Raw genomic sequence first — 17,274 nt, 5'->3', positions numbered from 1 at the left:
AAGCTCAAGTGGGAGGTTGTGATGCCGGTCGGTCTCTGGATCGTGGCGGGCGTGCTTGTTCTGCTCGGTCTGACGTTCTGTGTGATTCCGGTCGCGGCCTACCGCTACGGCGATGCGGCGCAGCGGGCCGCCGAGGCCGACGTACGGCGTCAGGGCGCCGCCGTGGAGCTCCTGGAACAGCACCGGGTCCAGTTCTCGGAATCGGGACGCGAAATGCTGTTCCCGTTCGGGATCGCAGCGGTGTTGTTCGTGCTGGCGGCCCTGGACCTGGCGGGCATCGGCGTGGCGCGGGTCCTGACCTGGATCCTGGCCGGTCTCTTGCTCACCGGCGGCGGATTCGTGACGGGGGCGCAGTTGCTTGCTGATCGCTACGTGGCGGCCGCGTTCCGGCGGTCGAGCGATCCGGCAGCGCGCGGACTCGACGCGAGCGCGGTGGTACGTGCCGCAGGCAACGAGTTCCCCAGCTGGCTGCGGCCGCTGCAGTTCGTGCGGTTTGTCCTGGCGACGGCCGGGTCGATCGTGGTGATCGTGCTGCTCGCGACCTCCGCCGTCGCCGCCCACTTCAGGTCTTGAGGTGCGCCTCGAGCCCGTCCAGGATGGCAGCGAGGCCGAAGGCGAACGGATCGTCGGCCTCGGCTTCGGGCTCCGTCGCAGGCAGGAGCCGGGCGCGCAGTCGCGGGAACTCCTGGGCGACCGCGTTGATCTGCTCGATCGTGTCCCGCAGTACCTGCTCGGGGTCAGGTCCGGCGCGCTGCGCTCTCGCGCGCCAGGCCGACTCGGACGCTTCACCCTGGGTCGCGCCGATCACGAACATGAGTACCGTCGCCGCAGCCTGATCGGCCTGCGCCGGTGTGAACCCGGCCGCTTCGTAGATGCCGAGCGTGTGGTCGTCGACCCGCGCCTTCCCCGGACCGTAGATGAGGTGTGTGCTCATGGCGGTGATCAGCCAGAAGTGGCGGCTGAGCATGTCGTGGATGCCGGTCGCCAACGCGGTCGTCGCGTCGCGCCAACCAAGGACAGCCGGGTCAGGCAACTCGACCTCGCGCCAGACGTGGTCGCCGGCTAGTACGACGAGGTCGTCCTTGTTCTTGACGTGCCAGTACATCGCGGTGGCCGCCACCCCGAGCTCGCTGCCGAGGCGCCGAACGTTCAGGCCGTCGACGCCTTCAGCGTCCAGTACGGCGATCGCCCCGCGGACGATGTCGTCACGGCTGAGGGTCTGGCGTGGCATGCGACGAGCGTAGCTTCTCCGCCGTCGCCCGGCGGACACCTGAGCGGATCAGGTCGTCGAGGCGCTCCCAGGCAGGTGAGGACGCGTTGACCGACGACTGGACCAGCTGGGGGAGCTGGGCTTCCGCCAACTCCTGATGGAGCTCCTCGACGCTGTACCTCGCCACCGACGCCTGGACGATGCGCTGGGCAAGTTCCTCGAGAGCCGGATCGTCCGGATCAAGGCCGTACGCCCGATCGCAGCCCAGGTAGAGGGCAACCAGGGTCGGATCGGACTGCGCCTGGGCCTGATCGACGAAGTACTGGTGAGCGCGCTCAGGATCGGTTGCGAAGGTGAGGATCCACAGATCGCGCTCCATCGCGACCCACCGCTCGGAGAACCCGAGCGCAGGCAGTCGGCCCAGGTGCTGCTCGACATCGGCAGGCAGGAACGGGCTGCGACCGGAACCGAGCGCCCGCAACCGATCGCGCGCGGCGACAAGCCGGTCGATCCGAGCCGTCAGGTCGGCTTCGATCCCGGTGACCGCCGACCGAAGCTCAGGAGCCGGCGCACCGGTCAGGGAGGCGACCTTGGCGAGCGGTACGCCGGCCTCGGTCAGGGTGCGGATCTTGATCGACTGGATCAGATCCTGCGCCGTGTATCGCCGATAGCCCGATGCGTCCCGAGGCGGCTCCGCAAGCAGGCCCTTGGCGTGGTAGACCCGGATCGTCTTGGTCGACACCCCGACGTACTGCGCAAGCTGCCCGATGGTGATCACCAGCCCAGCTTCTCGCACTTGACCTTGCCCCAAGGGCAAGGCGGCACGATCGCGGTATGACGAATTCCGAAGCCGACCGGCCGGCCCTCCGAGCACTGGCCGACGAGGGTAACGAGCGAGCCCAGGACCGCCTCGCCGAACTCGCCGACGCCCGCGGCGACCTCGACGAGCTGAACGAACTACTGGACGAGGGAAACGACCGTGCCGGTGAGTTCCTCACCCGCCGCGCGGCCGCCAACCGCGACCTCCGAGAACTGCAGCGCATCGCAGACGCCGGGTACGACGAAGCTGCCGACGTACTGGATCGACTACTCAGCTCCGACTGACCAAGAGTTGGGGAATGAGCGGACCGGGCCCGGTACGGCGACGCCGACCAGGTCGCCGGGGTGCGGTGCGTTGTGGCCCGGCACCCGGGCCACAAGGCGGGTTGCGGTCTCGGTCAGGTCGAGGCGGAGCATCGCGTCCGGGCCGTGGTAGGCGGTCGAGACGACCCGCGCGGTCAGGCCTGTCGGGGCGCCGAGGGTGAGTTGCTCGGGTCTGATCATGACCAGTACGGCGCCGGTGGTGGGCTCGGCGAGATCGAGTTTGCCCAGGACGCAGTCGACGATTCGGCCGTCGGCGTGTCCAGGGAGCAGCATGGTTTCGCCGAGGAATGCGCCGACCTCGGGTGTGACCGGAGCCTCGTAGACCTCGGCCGGGCTGCCGATCTGGGCGAAGCGGCCGTTGAGCATGACGGCGACCTGGTCCGCGAAGGACAGTGCCTCGGCTTGGTCGTGGGTGACCAGGACGGTGGTGGCGCCGCGTTCGGTGAGGGCAGTGAGCGTGGCCTCGCGGGTGGCGGCGCGCAGTGCGGTGTCGAGGGATGAGAAGGGTTCGTCGAGGAGTACGACGGCGGGTTCGCGGGCGAGCGCGCGGGCCAGTGCGACGCGTTGTTGCTGGCCGCCGGACAGTTCGTCCGGTCGGCGCTTGGCCAGGTCCGGGGACAGCCCGACGAGTTCGAGCAGCGGGCCGACTTGGGTTGCGCGGCGGCGTTCGGCCCGGGGGAGTCCGAACAGGATGTTGCCGGTGACATCGAGGTGTGGGAACAGTGCGCCGTCCTGGCGAACGTAGCCGACTCCGCGTCGTTCGGGTGCGACGAGCACCTGCCCGTCGGTGAGGAGCTTGTCGCCGATCTCGATCCGCCCGCCGGCCGGCCGGACGAATCCCGCCAGCGCGCGGAGCAGTGTCGTCTTGCCGCTGCCTGACGGTCCGAGTACGGCGAGGGTGCCGCCGGGGCGGACCTGCAGGCTGACGCCGTCGAGGACGGGCGGGCCGCCGTACCCGACAGTGAGGTCGCTGATCGTGATGCCGGCGCTGGTCATCGCTGGTCCAGGATCTGCCGGCGCAGCAGCACGGTGAGCGGGGCGGACAAGGCGATCATCGCCGCAGCGTAGGGCGCGCTCGCGACGTAGTCGAGCTCGTCACTCGCCGACCAGAACGCCGTCGCGAGCGTCTCGGTCCCGGTCGGGGCGAGCAGCAGCGTCGCGGTCAGCTCGGTGACGGTGGCGAGGAACACGAGAACGAAGCCGGTCAGCGCGGACGGGAGGACGAGCGGCAGCACCACGCGCGCAAAGGTACCGGGCCCCGGCACGCCGAGCGAACGCGACGCCTCGATCAGTTCGGTCGGTGCCGCGGCCAGGCCGGATCGCCAGGCCACCATCGCTCGCGGGAGGAACAGGATCGTGTACGCCGCGACAGCGAGCGCGGCGGTTTGGTAGACGGGACGTGCCCAGCGCACCGAAAGTGTCACCAGGGCAAGGCCGATCACCACGCCGGGGAGTGCGCTGGCGACGTACGTCACGCGTTCCAGACCAAGGGCGAGCCGGGACGGGTAGCGATGCAGCAGCCAGGCTCCGGGCAGCGCAGCGAGTGTTGTCGCCAGACCGGCGAGCAAGGCCAGTCCGACACTCGATCCGGTTGCCGCAAGCAACGATCCGAGATCCACGGCGCTTTCGGCGATTGCGCGCTCGAGCCAGCGCAGCACGATCACGGCGGGCACCATGACGGCGAGACCGACCAGAACTGCGAGCGCGCCGAGCGCCGGGACCGACCACGGGCCGAGCCGGTGGGCGATCGGCCGCTGCCGGGTTCCGGACCCGAGCCGGGCGATCCTCCTCCGGCCACGCAGCGGCACCTCGGCCGCGAGCAGCGCCAGGCAGAGCAGGACGAGGACCGCGGCGAGCAGGCTGCCGGCGGCGTTGCTGAACCCGACCGCGAACTGCTGCAGGATCGCCGTAGTGAACGTCGGGAACCGCATCATCTGCAGTACGCCGAACTCGGCGAGCAGGTGCAGAGCGACCAGCAGCGCACCACCGGCGATGGCTGGCCGCTGCTGCGGCAGGACAACACGGAGCAGCGCGGTCAGTCCCGATGCACCGAGTGAGCGCGCGGCATCGAGGTGTCCTTGATCCAGCGCGCGCAGCAGAGCGGCTGCTGGGAGGAACACGAACGGGTAGTACGCGAGCGTGGTGATGAAGACGGCACCGCTGAGCCCCTGGACCGACGGCAGCACAGAGGTCCACGCATAGCTGCTCACGAAGGCCGGTATCGCCAGCGGCATCAGCAGCAAGGTGCGCCAAACTCCCGGCGCGGGCAAGGTGGTCCGCTCGACCAGCCAGGCCGCGCCACATCCGAGGACGACGGTCGCCGGTACGACGAGTGCCACCAGGACCATGGTGTTTCGGAGGAGCTCCGCGGTCCTTGGCCGAAGCAGCAGCCGTGCCGCCTCTGCTGTGCCCGCGGCTGCCGCTTGACCGAAGACGACCAGCAAGGGCGACACGACCAGTACGGCGACCAGCAGAGCCGCGCCGACCACCAGCCACGGCGCCCGCACGGTCCGGTGGACCTGCACGGCCGGCGGTTCGTCGTACGGCGTACTGGGTTCGGCGCGGACGTCAGAGAATGCCGGCATCGGTCATCAACCTGCTGACCTCGTCGGAGTTCAGGGTGAAGGGGTCGACCGGGGGCGCCTGCAGGGTGCTGAGCGGCGGTAGCGCAGGGGCCGAGGAGACGCCGATGCCGACCGCGTACTCCATCGACTGCGAGTCGACGAGAACCTTCTGCCCGGCCGGGCTGGTGATGTACTGCAGGAACTTGCGCGCCTCGTCCGGCTTCTTCGCGCCGGCGAGCACCGCGCCGCCCGAGAGTGAGACGAAAGCTCCCGGGTCCTGGTGCTTGAAGTAGTGCAGCTTGGTGTTGCCGCTGCCCTCCTTGGTGCCGGCCTGGTCGCGGTACCAGTAGTAGTGGTAGATCACGCCGCACGGGATCTCGCCGGCGTTGACGGACTTCATCGTGGCGATGTTGTTCTGCAGCGGCCGGGCGTTGTTCTTGAGGCCGTCGAGCCAGTCCTTGGTCTTCTGTGCGCCCTGTCCGGCGAGCATGCCGGCGACGATGGCCTGGAAGTCGGCACCGCCCGGCGCGCAGGCCCAGCGGTCCTTCCATTCCGGTTTCTGCAGGTCCAGCAGGGACTTGGGCAGTTCGGCGTCGGCCAGCTTGGACGGGTTGTAGACCAGCACGGTGGAACGGGCCGCGATCGAGATCCATGCCTTGGACGACGGGGTGAGGCCGGCCGGTACTTGGGCCCGGGTCGCGTCCTCGATCGGGGCGAGCAGTTTGTTCCGCTCGACCAGAGTCATGGCCGGGCTGTTCTCGGTGAGGAACACGTCGGCGGGGGAGCCGGAGCCCTCCTCGACGATCTGGTGCCCCATCGAGGAGTCGGAGCCCTTGCGAACCTGCACCTTGATCCCGGTCGCCTTCGTGAAGGCCTCCGCCCAGGCCTTGGTGAGGTTCTCGTGCTGCGCGGAGTACACCTGCAGCGAGCCGGGGTCGGCGGTGTACTCGTCCCCGGACTTGGAGCCGCACCCCACCAGGCCCATCGTGCCGAGGGCCCCGAGGCCGGTCAGGAAGGTACGACGACGCATGGGGCAGTCCTTTTCTCGGAGAATGCAGGGAGCCGGCGCAAGACAGCGGTGCTGATGAGGCAGAACACGAGCCCGATGCCGAGTGCGGCGGTGAACTTGGCGACCGGGGAGTCGAAGAACGCGAAGACCTGGAACTGTACGAGATAGATGTGCAACGACGCCGCCGCGAGCACGCCGAGTGGCCGGACCAGCAATCGCGGCACCGGAACCGTCGGCACGAAGGCCAGCAGGACAAGGCCTGCCTGGATGGTCAAGGTGCGCTCCCAGACGGGGAAGAAGCCAGCCGTGGCGGCCGCCGCGACGCCGGCCGCGACGAGGCGTCGCCGCCAGGTGCCGGCGACCGCCATTGCGATCCCCGCGACGAACAGCCAGGCGGCCGTGCCGGGCAGACCGCGCACGGGGCCGTCGTACAGCGCGGGGACCGTGTAGCGGGGAATGAGCAGGAGCACCAGTGCCACCATCGTGGTCCGCCACGGATCGGCCGCATAGGCGGCACGCACGCGGCGGAATGCCAGTACGGCGGTGGTGGCGGCGGAGACGAGCAGCAGCGCCTCCACGAACCAGAAGATGTTGATCTCACCGGGCCGCACCAGCCAGTGCACCAGCGCCAGGCTCGACCAATGGATCCACTTGAACCCGAACACCATCGCCGCGGCGACAGCAACCGACGGTACGGCGATCCCGATCGCGCCGCGGATGGTCCGACGTACCCGCTCGGCCGTCTCCTGGGCGCTTAGGACGTACCTGGCGAACAGGAATCCGGCGACCGCGAGCAGGATGTGCGCGCCACCTGCGAGACGAAACAGCCCGACATGGCTGCCGCAGATGGTGATCACGGCCGCGCCGCGCAGGAGCACTGTCGTCTCGACACGCTGGGTCAGAGCGCGCCGGCTCGGCTCCGCACCGCGCTGGGCCGCGAGACCGATCAGCTCGCGGACTGGTCGATGGTGCCAGTCGGTGGGCAAGTGCCCGAGCAGTCGGGTCAGGCCGAGTGACGCGGCGACGTGGTTGAACGAGTCGCCGCCGAGCTCTGCGAACGACCGGTCGAGGTCGATCTCGTGGCGGCCGATCAGCGGTGCAAGCACGCTCAACACGGAATCGCTCGCCACGGAGGCGGTCTCGTGCAACGCGGCACTCCCGCGCCGGTCGGGTTTGCCGTTGGGCAGCATCGGCAGCTGGGGCACGTCGCGCACCGAGACCACCGAGGCGCCGAGTCCTGAGGCGGATGCAGCGCTCTCCAGGACGGCACGCGCCGTCCGGCCGCGCGGGACGTAGGTGACCTGCAGCTGATCGTCGGTTCCGGTGACACAGCAGTGGAGTCCCTCGCCTCGCAGCCCACGCTCGACCTGACCGAGATCGATCCGGATCCCCATGATCTTGACGTAATCGGAGCGTCGGCCCACGATCCGGACCAGTCCGGCTTCGTCGATCGTGGCCAGGTCGCCGGTTCGCAGCTCGGTGTGCATCCGGCCGAGTGCGAGGTCGTCGGGATGTTCGGCGTACCCAAGCATCACGCCAGGCCCGGTGAACACCAGCTCTCCGACCGCCCCGTCGGCCTGTTCGATACTGTCCAGTCGGAAGGCGGAACCTGCGATCGGCCAGCCCACGGCGTCCGGGTACGCACCGGCCAACTCAGGCGGCAGAACGGCCATCCGCGCGGTCGCCTCGGTCTGTCCGTACATCACCGCGAGCGCCCACCCGCCCGCACGACCACGCGCGTCCAGCTCGCGGACCCTCGCAGCGGGGAGCGCACCGCCGGCCTGGGCGAGCAGGCGCAGCGAGGGCAGCTCGTCGAGAACTCCTTGTACGTCGAGAAGATCGGCCACATGTGGTGTGGCCGGGAGCAAGCTGACTCGGCACCTGCGCAACTCGTCAAGGAAGGCCGATTCGGTCACCGAACCGTCCCAGAGCACCGCGGTGGCACCGGCCAGAAGCTGGGCGTGCAGGACCGAGAGGCCGAAACAGTAATGCAGCGGAAGGGAAGTGACAGCTCGGTCGGACGGGCTGATGGACAACGCTGCCACGATCGCGTCCGCATTGCTGATCAGGTTGCTGTGGCTGAGTCGCACCAGCTTAGGAGAGCCGGTGCTGCCGGAGGTGCTGAGCAACAGCGCCAGCTCCGGGTGAAGCTCGTGCTGTGGACCGGCAACTTCGCTGAAGCTACCGTCGCCGCGCAGCCAGACGTCCGGCGGGTAGGCCGCCGTGATCGGAGCGTGCTCGGGTGGAGTCACCAGCGCGACATGCCCGGCGCGGAGCACGGCGAGGTAGCCCAGCACCACGTCACACCGAGCCGTGAGCGGAATGTGCACCAACCGGCGCCCCGTCTGAACCGCGGGCAGGCCGGCCGCCAGCGCATCGACTCGCTCGGTCAACTCGGCATAGGTCAGCACCCCGGCGCCATCGATCAGGGCAGGGTGGTCGGTATCGGCGGCTGCGGACACCGGAAAAGCCCCGGTGGACGGCCGGGCTTGCGGCGGAAACACGAGGTGAGGCTAACCTAAGCATTCCTGAGTCATCAACAACCCGGCACCGTGACGGTTTTCACCGTCCGCTGACCTAGGATTTGGGTCATGTCGGCGGTGGCTCGTGCTCGGTGGGCGGTTGTTGTCTGCCTGCTGGCGCTGCTCTGTGTGGCTGGGCGCAGTTGGCCCGCGGCGGCGGATCATCCCATGCCGGCGATGGATCACGGGCGGCACGCGGTCGGCGATCAGCGCCAGGACGCCGGACCGGGTGGGCATTGTGTCGATCCGAGTCAGCAGTGTCACCAGGCGACCGTTGATGTTGTGGTGGCGTCCGTCGCGGCTGCGGATCTCGCTTCGCCTGATGCGCCGGCGCTGAGATGCCCGGGGCTGGTGCCTTGTGTCGATGCGTCGGTTGATCGGCCACCGGACATTCATGCCCTGTGTGTGAACCGGATCTAGGAGGTGTGCGGCTCGGTCAGCCGCACATTCGACTCACTGATCCCACACACAGAAAGTATTCAGCATGGCCAGTTCTCTGACCTTGTTCGTCACCGGTTTGACCACCGGTCTCTTGGCGGGTGGGGCGTCCTGTGCTGCGGTCCAAGGTGGACTGCTCGCGAGCGCCGTGACCCGTCGTCACAAAGCACTGTCCGACGAAAACCACCAGCATGTTGGCCCGTTCGCTCCGGTTGCTGCCTTCCTGGGTGCGAAGCTCGTGTCGCACACTCTGCTCGGTGCGGCACTCGGAATCGTCGGGGCCGCGATTCAACCCGGTCCTCGGACCCAGGCGATTCTGCTGCTCGCGGCCGGTGTCCTGATGGTGCTGTTCGCCCTCGACATGATGGGCGTCTCAGCGGTAAGGCGCTTCATCCCGCAACTGCCCGCCTCGTGGGGTACGCGGGTCCGCCGATCCGCGAAGTCGAGCAGCGCCGGGGCCCCGGCAGTCCTCGGCTTCCTGACCGTTCTGATTCCGTGTGGCGTCACACTGAGCATGGAGCTCGTCGCAGTCACCACGGGATCCGTGCTCGGTGGAGCCGCCGTGATGGCCGGATTCGTCATCGGGACGGGTCCACTGTTCGCAGTCATCGGCGTCGTCCTGCGCTCGGCAGCGAGACTGTGGCAAGGACGGCTCAGCGTTGCAACCGGCGTCGTCGTACTGGCTGTCGCAGTCTGGACACTGACGTCCGGCGTTCGGCTCGGTGGCTGGTGGCCCGACGGTACCGCCCCGGCGGCCGCGGAAACGGTTGTGCCTGCAACAACGGTCCGTACCGTCGACGGGCGGCAGATCGTGACCATCCAGGCGCGCAGTGACGGCTACACGCCCGAGATGGTGGTGGCGAAGGCAGACACCCCGACCACCCTGGTTGTCGCGACGAACCGGACGGGCGGTTGTGTCCGCTCCTTCGTGATTCCGGCCCTCGACAAGCAGCTGATTCTCGAAGCGACGGGGGAGACGAGCGTCGATCTCGGTACGCCGAAGTCCGGCACGCTGAAGTATTCGTGCGGGATGGGCATGTACTCCGGTCGTGTCGTCTTCAAGGGGGCAGGATCATGATCTTCGAGATCACCGGAATGCACTGCAGCAGTTGCGGCCTGCTCGTCGACGACGCCATCGAGGACATCGCAGGTGTCTTCTCGTCCACGACGGACACCCGCACCGGCCGGACCGTGGTGGACGGAATTGTTGCCCCGGCCTCGGTCACGGCCGCCATCGAGTCCGTTGGTTACACCGCGCGTCTGCTGACGGTGTAACTTCGACGCCGCTCCTAGCCGCTCGGCGACGCGCGGCTAGGAGAAGGCGGCAGGTCACTGGTTAGCCGGCGCGGCTTGAGGTTGCGGCTAGCTCTAGTTGGACCTCTCCGCGTGGCGGGTGCGGGACGTCTTGCCGGACTCGGGCCCTCAAGGTCAGGAGGCCGTGGCTTGGTGCGATGCCGAGGTCGTGGGTGAGGGCGTCCAGGAAGGCGCTGATTCGGTGTCTTGCGTGGGCGAGACGTCCGTAGGCGAGGTCGGCTTCGACGATGGTGGTGACGGCGAGCTCGTTGTAGGGGTCGCCGATCAGCATTTGGTGGGCGTATTCGAGGGACTCGTCGATCTGGCCGCGCTCGCCGTGGATCTGCACAAGACGTAGTAGGGCCTCGCGTTGCAGTGCCTGGTAGCGGCGGCGGTACGGCGTGAGCCATGGTTGCGGACTGTCGTCTTCGAGCAGGCGCCTGTTCATGTGGCCGACGACCTGACCGTAGTAGAAGCAGGCTCGCTGGGCGTCGCCGCGGCTGTCGCTCGTGCGGCCCTGGTCGAAGAGGCGGTCGACTTCGGCGGTGTCGGTCCACCACTCGCTGTCGGCCTCGAAGCGGTAGAAGTTGTTGCTGCTGCGCCTTATGTACGACGATTCCTCGCCCGGGCGCAGGTCGGGTTCGAGCATGCGGCGCAGGCAGTGCATCGCGACGTGGAAGCTGCTCGCGGCTTTGTCCGGTGCGGCGGCCGGGAACGCCAGTTCGATCAGTTCGTCGATCGAGCGCGGTTGGCCCTGGTTGAGCAGGAACCACTTCAGCAGCAGCTGAGCCTTCTCCCGGCGCTGGCTGCGTTGTCCCAACGCCTCGTCACCCCGGAACACCCGGAACGGGCCGAACAGGTACGCGCGATAGACCGCCTTGTGCTCTCGCTCCCTGGGGTGAATCCAGTCCAGCGGCTCGAGCGTCCCCACCCTATGGTTAACAGCATTCACTCTAATTGCCCTCCGTAACCCCAGTCTATAGGCGTACGGCTTGTTAACATGGTTTAGCGTGAATGTTGTTCACTAGAGTTGTCAAGCGTTACTGTTACAAGCGATGGGCTGTGCTCCCTGTCGCAGCCGCCTGGCCGGAGGTTGGCAATGACTCAGCGTGAATCCAGGGGTGAGGGGCCTGACCGACCCGTCCTCACCCGCCGGGAACGTCAACGGCTCGCGACCTTCGACGAGATCGTCGAGCTCGGGCGGTCGATGCTGCGCGACGGGCGGGAGGTGACGCTCCGGGCTTTGGCAACGGAGATGGGCCTGACGCCGCCGGCGCTATATCGATACGTCAAGAACCCGGCGGCTCTCAACGAACTGCTCTCGGACGCGATCTTCGCCGACGTCGCCCGGGAGATGGTCGAAGCCGGCGAGGTGTACGGCGACGAGGACCCCGCGGCTCAGATCGTGGCGGCCGCGACTGCGTTCCGTGATTGGGCGCTGGACAACAAGTCCGAGTTCCAGCTCGTCTTCGTGACCAACTCACTGTCCGGTGAGCGGACAATTCGTACCGAGTCGGGCAGCTACCCACTGTCGCGGGGAGTCAGCGGTACCGGGAGTCACGGCGTTGAACTGTTCGCAGACCACTTCGGCGGCGCCCTGGCGAGGCTGTCGAAGCAGTCACCCTTTCCGGTGCCCGCGCCGGAGGAGCTCGATCCCGACTTCGTGGCGGTCCACAGCCAGGCCTCAGAAGCCCGGTCCGAGTTGGCCGCACTGCTCGGCAAGGACGCGCTGGGGATGGTCTGGTTGTTCGAGTTCGCCTGGGCTCAGTTGTTCGCGATCGTGACGCTGGAGGTCTACGGCCACATCCGGCCGCAGCTGATCAAGTCCGGAGTCTTGTTCCGGGCCCAGATGCGCGAGATCGGCAGCCGCGTCGGTATGGGTGACGACTGGGAGCGGCTGGTCGAGGTCAGTCAGGCGGTCGCCGAACGCCGCGCGAAGCAGCGGGCGGCCATCGTCTAGCGGACTGCGACTTACGCCGGTGATAGGCAGGCTGTAAGTCGCTGAGCAGATGGTTGAGCGGGAAAGTCCGCTCTGAGGAGGCCATGTGCTCAGGTGCCTCGCGATCATCGGGCGGGGAGCACCCGCCCTGCAGGTGATCCATGCTGTCCGTGACCTGAACGGGGACCTGCCCTCGGATCGAGGGGTGCGTGCGGTGGTGCTCCACCTCAGCGAAGACCGGTCCGCACGCTGCGTCCGTGACGCCGATGCCGCTGTGGAACTGGGATCCGCTAGGGATCACCTGTTTGGTGAGGCGGCCGTGCTGGCGCGGGTGCTGACGGAGGTGGGTGCGGATGCCGTCTGGACCGGCGGCTGGCCGGACGCGGAGGACTGTGTGCGCGAGGTGTGCCGGACCCTCGGACTTCCGTTGCTCGGTGCCGGTTGTGAGCCCGCGGTCGCGGGAGTAGTGGTCGGCTCCGGTGCAGTCGTTGCTGCTGGCATCGATCGTCTGGTGGACGAGCTCAGGATCGCTGCGGACGTGCCGGTGGGTGCGGCCGGCGTGGTGAGGCCCGCCTTCGCGGCCGCCGCGGAGCTGCGATTGGTCGATCTGGAGAACGGGTCGGAATGCGGCCGCCGCATCCGTCTGCTGGAGTTGCCCGGCGGCACGGGAATCCAGGTGGATCCGGGTGTGTCCCAAGGCGACGCGGTGTGTGCCCTCGGGAGTCCGGTCGTGGCGCGGATCACGGCGTACGGTGCGACCGCGCGCGAGGCGATCGCGCGCTTGGGTCGCGCCCTCACCGGTACGACGGTTGTCGCGGCTGGGGCAAGAAGCAACAAGGGCGAGCTCTTGGCCGAGCTCGGCAGCGGTCGGCCGCAGACTGCGGGCCGGATCGCATTGGTCGCTGCGGCAGTTGAGGCGTGCGCCCGCGCCCTCGCCGAGGACGTCGCGACCTTCCTGGACACGGCCGCGCGTGGATTGCCTGCGCTGGGGGCGGACGACGGACACGCCGTTCATCTGGGCCTCGACGGCATCACCTATCGCGTGCATGCGCTCCAGCGCACCAAGGACATCTACCAACTCTCGATCCACAGCGAGTTCGGCGCCGCTGCCGACGTCGAGGTGCAGGTCGAGAGACTCGATGCGTTTCGGCGGCGGCTCACCATGGACGGCTCGGCAGTCACCGTCGTCACGTCGGCGCACGTGGGGTTCGAGCTGGTCGAGGTGGCCGGTCATCCGATCCGGATCGAGCATCGGGACGGGTTGATCCTGCGATCGCCGATCCCGGCCCTCGTCGTCCAGCAGTCCGTTGCTGAGGGCATGCGTGTCGTCGCCGGTACGCCGCTCGCCGTGCTTGAGTCGATGAAGCTCGAGTCGGTGGTCCGGGCGCCGTTCGACTGTGAGGTCGGGGAGTGGTTGGTCCAGCCCGGCGCGCAAGTCGCGTACGGCGCCCCGCTGGTCAGGGTCGGGTCAGTCGTGCTGGAAGCGAAGCAGCCAGCGACGGGAGATGTCCTGAGCGGGGGCGCTGATCCAGCCACGCGGCTCGGAGCTCACGACGAGATGCTGGCACAGATCCTCGGGTTCGATGCTGACGAGGCGATCGCGAGTGCCAGGCTCGCGGCCTACCGGACGACGTCGGGCGGTCCGCCTGGTGCCGAAGAGGTCGACCTCCTGACTGCTTACACCGACCTGGACGACTTGTACCGGTGTGCTGATTTCCACCGCTATCTGCGTTCGCGTAGTTCGGACGACGAGGACGGGCTCTGGAGTCGGCTCAAGCGCGCATCGGCTTGGTACGGAGTCGCTGAACTGCCTGCGCCCGACGTGCTCCTCCGGATCTGCCGGGCGCACCGCCGGCGGGAATCGACGGCCAAAGAGGTCGTCGCCGCGGTTCTCCAGCGTTGGCTTCACGAGAGCGCCTCCGGGGTGAGCGGGGCACAGGGGGTTCTTGATCGGTTGTCCGAGGCAGAGCGAGCGCGGGAGCTTCGGGATCTTGCACTGGCGGTTCGCCATCGTTGGTACGAGCGGCCGTCGCCGGACACGCTGAACGCTCCGGAACTGGGCGACGCGGCCCGGCGGCGCCTGCACCGGCTGGAGCTTTTCCAGGTCAAGCGCGTGCCGTCAGACGTTCCGGTGTACGAATGCCGCGCAGCCATGAACCCGTCGGACCGGCGGCTGGTCGCGATCGGCGAGATCTCCGATCCGGACGACGGGAAGGCCGTCGAGCGGGTCGTCAACGACTGCATGGCGGCTGTCCGGATCGCGCGGGCCTCGGCACCGCCCATCCTCGGCCGCATCCACATCTGGATCCACGGTGCCAAGACATCCGTCGAGGATCTGGCGCCACTTGTTGATGATCCGGACCTGGAAGAGCTGATCCTGTACGGGCGACCGGGCCGACGTCTGACCCTTGATCCGCTGAGCCGGACGCCCGTCGTGTCCGACGCCCAGGATCTGGACGAGCCACTGCGGCCTTTCGACGCGGACGAGCTGCGATCCAGGCAGGCGAGCGCGCGCGGATATCCGAGCCCGCATCATCTGGGCAGGTTCCTCGCGGGCGCGGACGGCTCCTTCACGGAGCTGAACCTTGACGCGGATGGTGCCCTCGTTCCGGTCGATCGCGGCTCTCCCCGCGGTAGCGCCGGGCTTGTCGTCGGCACGGTCACCACTGTCACCCCCACCTATCCCGAAGGTATGACCCGGGTGCTGATGTGCGGTGACCCGACCCGTGCACTCGGTGCGGTCGCCGAGCCGGAGTGCCGTCGGATCATCGCCGCGATCGATCTGGCCGAGCGGCTCGGCGTACCGGTCGAATGGTTCGCGCTGTCGTCCGGAGCACGGATCTCGATGGACTCCGGCACCGAGAACATGGACTGGGTCGCTGCGGCCTTGCGCAGGATCGTGTCGTTCACGCAGGCCGGCGGCGAGATCAATGTCGTTGCTGCGGGCATCAACGTCGGAGCTCAGCCGTACTGGAACGCCGAGGCGACGATGCTCATGCACACCAAGGGCGTGCTGATCATGACGCCGCTGAGCGCGATGGTGCTGACCGGCAAGCGATCCCTGGACTTCTCCGGCGCGGTGTCGGCCGACAGCGAGGCCGGTATCGGTGGCTACGAACGCGTCATGGGCCCGAACGGGCAAGGCCAGTACTGGGCCCCGAACCTGGCCGGCGCGGCCGGCATCCTGATGCGGCACTACGACCATACGTACGTCGCTCCTGGCGAGGTGGGACCGCGGTGGGTGCCGACCGCTGATCCGGTCGATCGGGATATCAGCGAGTACCCGCATGCCGTCGACGGTTGTGACTTCCGTACGGTCGGCGAGATCTTCTCCGTCGAACACAACCCGGAGCGCAAGAAGGCCTTCGATATTCGGACCGTCATGCGGGCGGTCACGGATCAGGACTCGACGCCGCTCGAACGCTGGGCCGACATGGCCGACGCGGAGAACGCGGTCGTCCTCGACGCTCGTCTCGGCGGACACGCCGTCTGCCTGCTCGGCGTCGAGTCACGGCCGACGCGTCGACAAGGTCTCGTCCCCGCGGACGGGCCGCCGATGTACAGCGCGGCGACGTTGTTCCCGCGGGCGTCGAAGAAGCTTGCGCGTGCCATCAATGCCGCCTCCGGGAACCGCCCGCTCGTGGTGCTCGCCAACCTGGCCGGCTTCGACGGATCCCCGGACTCACTACGGAACCTGCAGTTGGAGTACGGCGCCGAGATCGGCCGGGCCGTCGTGAATTTCCAGGGGCCGATCGTGTTCTGCGTCGTCGGCCGGTACCACGGTGGTGCCTTCGTCGTCTTCTCCAAGCGGCTGAACCCGAACCTCACCGCGCTGGCTGTCGCCGGTGCGCGCGCTTCGGTGATCGGGGGCGCTCCGGCGGCCAACGTCGTTCTGTCCGGTGAGGCCAGGCGGCGTGCTCGGGCGGACGGTCGGGTCGCGGCTCTGGAGGCCGACCTGGAGTCGATCAGTGGGCCTGAGCGGTTGCGCATCGGCCTGGACCTCGCTGATGTGCGGGACTCCGTCCAGGCGCAGATGCTGGACGAACTCGCGCACGAGTTCGATCGCGTCCACGACGTCGATCGGGCCGTCGCGGTGGGGTCGGTCGACGCAGTGATTCCGCCGGGCGACCTCCGGCCGGCGATCATCGCGGCCGTTGAAAAGCCCGGCCAGGACGCGGCCGGGTCAGCTGGATGACAGTCGCCGACGGAGTGCCGTCACCCGCGGGCTCGGGCGCGTCCCCAGATCCTCCTTGAGCGTGCGCACGAAACGATCCAGCTCCGACTTCGCGGCGGCGAGGTTGCCCTGCGCGAGGTGTACCTCGACCAGTGCGGTGACGGCGCATTCGGAGTACGGATCGCGGTCGAGGATCCGCTGTGCGAAAGCCAGCACGTCGTAGCGGCGGCCCAGATCGCTGTACAGCTTGAGGAGCGCGTGGAGCGCCTCACTGTGCTTGCGGTCGTGGAGGTCGCGAAAGTCGGTGAACGCGTCCTCGTACAGCTCCTCCGGGAGGAAGCCACGGCCGTAGTGGTCGACGAGTTGCAGCAGGGTCGCGATCGCTGTGGTGTGGTCATCGCGCTCGGCGCTTGCCTGGACCGATCGCCACAGCCAGTCCACCTCGCCGACGTCGGTCCACCAGAGGTGTTCGTCGAACCGGTACCGCCCGGTGTCGTCGGTCCGGACGAACCGTGACGGACTCCGGCTGGGTAAATCCGGGTCCAGGACGCGGCGCAAATAGTGCAGGGTCACATGGAGATTCTTGGTGGCGGACTTTGCGTTTCCATTCGGCCACAGAACGTCACACAGTTCGGCCGCGCTGAACGATTGTCCGGGATTCAACAAAAACCATTTGAGGAGTGTCCGGGCGCTTTTCCGGCCCCAGGCCTGATCGGCGATGTCAGTGCTGCCCCGGGCGACCCGGAACGGGCCGAACAGCCATGCACGAAAGGGCTCTTGAGGTGCGAGCGTTTGATTTTCCGACCGGGCACCCAACGTAGCCTCCCCGCGACAAAGGGTGATGGAGCTCTCGGACCCGGCTGCAGCCAATTACCCCGGGCAACGAGAGTACTACGGTTCCGGGGTCATTTTCGGTATACAAACCGCTACCTTCCAAATCAGGTAAGTCCCGCGTAATCGCCTCGCCTCAGCCTGTTATCAG

The 17,274-nt window shown here is 68.0% G+C and carries 15 protein-coding genes; 7 read left to right on the top strand and 8 right to left on the bottom strand.

The window, feature by feature from the left end; translation table 11 throughout:
* Positions 1-21: 21 nt before the first annotated feature.
* Positions 22-573, top strand: a complete 552-nt coding sequence (locus ACFTSF_RS11210; protein WP_380153694.1) for a hypothetical protein — start codon at positions 22-24, stop codon at positions 571-573.
* Here the strand turns inward: ACFTSF_RS11210 and ACFTSF_RS11205 are convergent.
* Together ACFTSF_RS11205 and ACFTSF_RS11200 are read right to left on the bottom strand one after the other, a co-directional pair.
* Positions 563-1,231, bottom strand: a complete 669-nt coding sequence (locus ACFTSF_RS11205) for a TetR/AcrR family transcriptional regulator (protein ID WP_380153693.1) — start codon at positions 1,229-1,231, stop codon at positions 563-565. The two genes, ACFTSF_RS11210 and ACFTSF_RS11205, sit on opposite strands and share 11 nt — an antisense overlap.
* A complete protein-coding gene (locus tag ACFTSF_RS11200) occupies positions 1,206-1,988 on the bottom strand; it encodes a MerR family transcriptional regulator (RefSeq protein WP_380153692.1) in 783 nt (260 codons plus the stop codon). Before ACFTSF_RS11200 ends, ACFTSF_RS11205 begins: the two co-directional genes overlap by 26 nt.
* Before the next feature lie 56 nt (positions 1,989-2,044).
* Here ACFTSF_RS11200 and ACFTSF_RS11195 point away from each other — a divergent pair, with 56 nt between their 5' ends.
* Positions 2,045-2,314, top strand: a complete 270-nt coding sequence (locus ACFTSF_RS11195) for a hypothetical protein (protein ID WP_380153691.1) — start codon at positions 2,045-2,047, stop codon at positions 2,312-2,314.
* On the opposite strand, the gene ACFTSF_RS11190 is transcribed toward ACFTSF_RS11195, so the two are convergent.
* From ACFTSF_RS11190 to ACFTSF_RS11175, 4 genes are read right to left on the bottom strand one after another with little or no spacing between them, the layout of a single operon-like run.
* Entirely contained in the window at positions 2,297-3,349 is a 1,053-nt protein-coding gene (locus tag ACFTSF_RS11190; RefSeq protein WP_380153690.1) for an ABC transporter ATP-binding protein, read from the bottom strand. The genes ACFTSF_RS11195 and ACFTSF_RS11190 overlap by 18 nt on opposite strands.
* The gene (locus ACFTSF_RS11185) at positions 3,346-4,938 is read right to left on the bottom strand and encodes an ABC transporter permease (protein WP_380153689.1); all 1,593 of its coding nucleotides are present in this window, start codon (positions 4,936-4,938) and stop codon (positions 3,346-3,348) included. Before ACFTSF_RS11185 ends, ACFTSF_RS11190 begins: the two co-directional genes overlap by 4 nt.
* Positions 4,922-5,947, bottom strand: a complete 1,026-nt coding sequence (locus tag ACFTSF_RS11180; RefSeq protein WP_380153688.1) for an iron ABC transporter substrate-binding protein — start codon at positions 5,945-5,947, stop codon at positions 4,922-4,924. Before ACFTSF_RS11180 ends, ACFTSF_RS11185 begins: the two co-directional genes overlap by 17 nt.
* Positions 5,926-8,430, bottom strand: coding sequence for an AMP-binding protein (locus ACFTSF_RS11175; RefSeq protein WP_380153687.1), 2,505 nt, complete (start codon positions 8,428-8,430; stop codon positions 5,926-5,928). The genes ACFTSF_RS11180 and ACFTSF_RS11175 overlap by 22 nt, the downstream gene beginning before the upstream one ends.
* An 87-nt stretch (positions 8,431-8,517) precedes the next feature.
* Here ACFTSF_RS11175 and ACFTSF_RS11170 point away from each other — a divergent pair, with 87 nt between their 5' ends.
* The 3 genes from ACFTSF_RS11170 (at position 8,518) to ACFTSF_RS11160 (ending at position 10,161) form a co-directional block, all read left to right on the top strand.
* Complete coding sequence (locus ACFTSF_RS11170; RefSeq protein WP_380153686.1) at positions 8,518-8,868, top strand: hypothetical protein; 351 nt, start codon at positions 8,518-8,520, stop codon at positions 8,866-8,868.
* A gap of 64 nt (positions 8,869-8,932) precedes the next feature.
* Positions 8,933-9,964, top strand: coding sequence for a sulfite exporter TauE/SafE family protein (locus ACFTSF_RS11165; protein ID WP_380153685.1), 1,032 nt, complete (start codon positions 8,933-8,935; stop codon positions 9,962-9,964).
* Entirely contained in the window at positions 9,961-10,161 is a 201-nt protein-coding gene (locus tag ACFTSF_RS11160) for a heavy-metal-associated domain-containing protein (protein WP_380153684.1), read from the top strand. Before ACFTSF_RS11165 ends, ACFTSF_RS11160 begins: the two co-directional genes overlap by 4 nt.
* A 61-nt stretch (positions 10,162-10,222) precedes the next feature.
* On the opposite strand, the gene ACFTSF_RS11155 is transcribed toward ACFTSF_RS11160, so the two are convergent.
* Entirely contained in the window at positions 10,223-11,110 is an 888-nt protein-coding gene (locus tag ACFTSF_RS11155) for a BTAD domain-containing putative transcriptional regulator (protein WP_380153683.1), read from the bottom strand.
* 168 nt (positions 11,111-11,278) lie between these two features.
* Between ACFTSF_RS11155 and ACFTSF_RS11150 the strand changes: the two genes are divergently transcribed.
* Positions 11,279-12,139, top strand: coding sequence for a TetR/AcrR family transcriptional regulator (locus ACFTSF_RS11150; RefSeq protein WP_380153682.1), 861 nt, complete (start codon positions 11,279-11,281; stop codon positions 12,137-12,139).
* Positions 12,140-12,224: 85 nt separating this feature from the next.
* On the top strand, positions 12,225-16,313 hold the full coding sequence (locus ACFTSF_RS11145; RefSeq protein ID WP_380153681.1) for a carboxyl transferase domain-containing protein: 4,089 nt from the start codon (positions 12,225-12,227) through the stop codon (positions 16,311-16,313).
* On the opposite strand, the gene ACFTSF_RS11140 is transcribed toward ACFTSF_RS11145, so the two are convergent.
* Positions 16,302-17,108: a BTAD domain-containing putative transcriptional regulator gene (locus tag ACFTSF_RS11140; RefSeq protein ID WP_380153680.1), complete on the bottom strand. Its 807-nt coding sequence runs from the start codon at positions 17,106-17,108 to the stop codon at positions 16,302-16,304. The genes ACFTSF_RS11145 and ACFTSF_RS11140 overlap by 12 nt on opposite strands.
* Positions 17,109-17,274: the final 166 nt, after the last annotated feature.

Origin of the sequence: Kribbella sp. NPDC056951, assembly GCF_042674205.1 — a bacterium.
Lineage (GTDB): Bacteria > Actinomycetota > Actinomycetes > Propionibacteriales > Kribbellaceae > Kribbella > Kribbella yunnanensis.
This window is presented reverse-complemented; position numbering and strand designations above follow the sequence as displayed.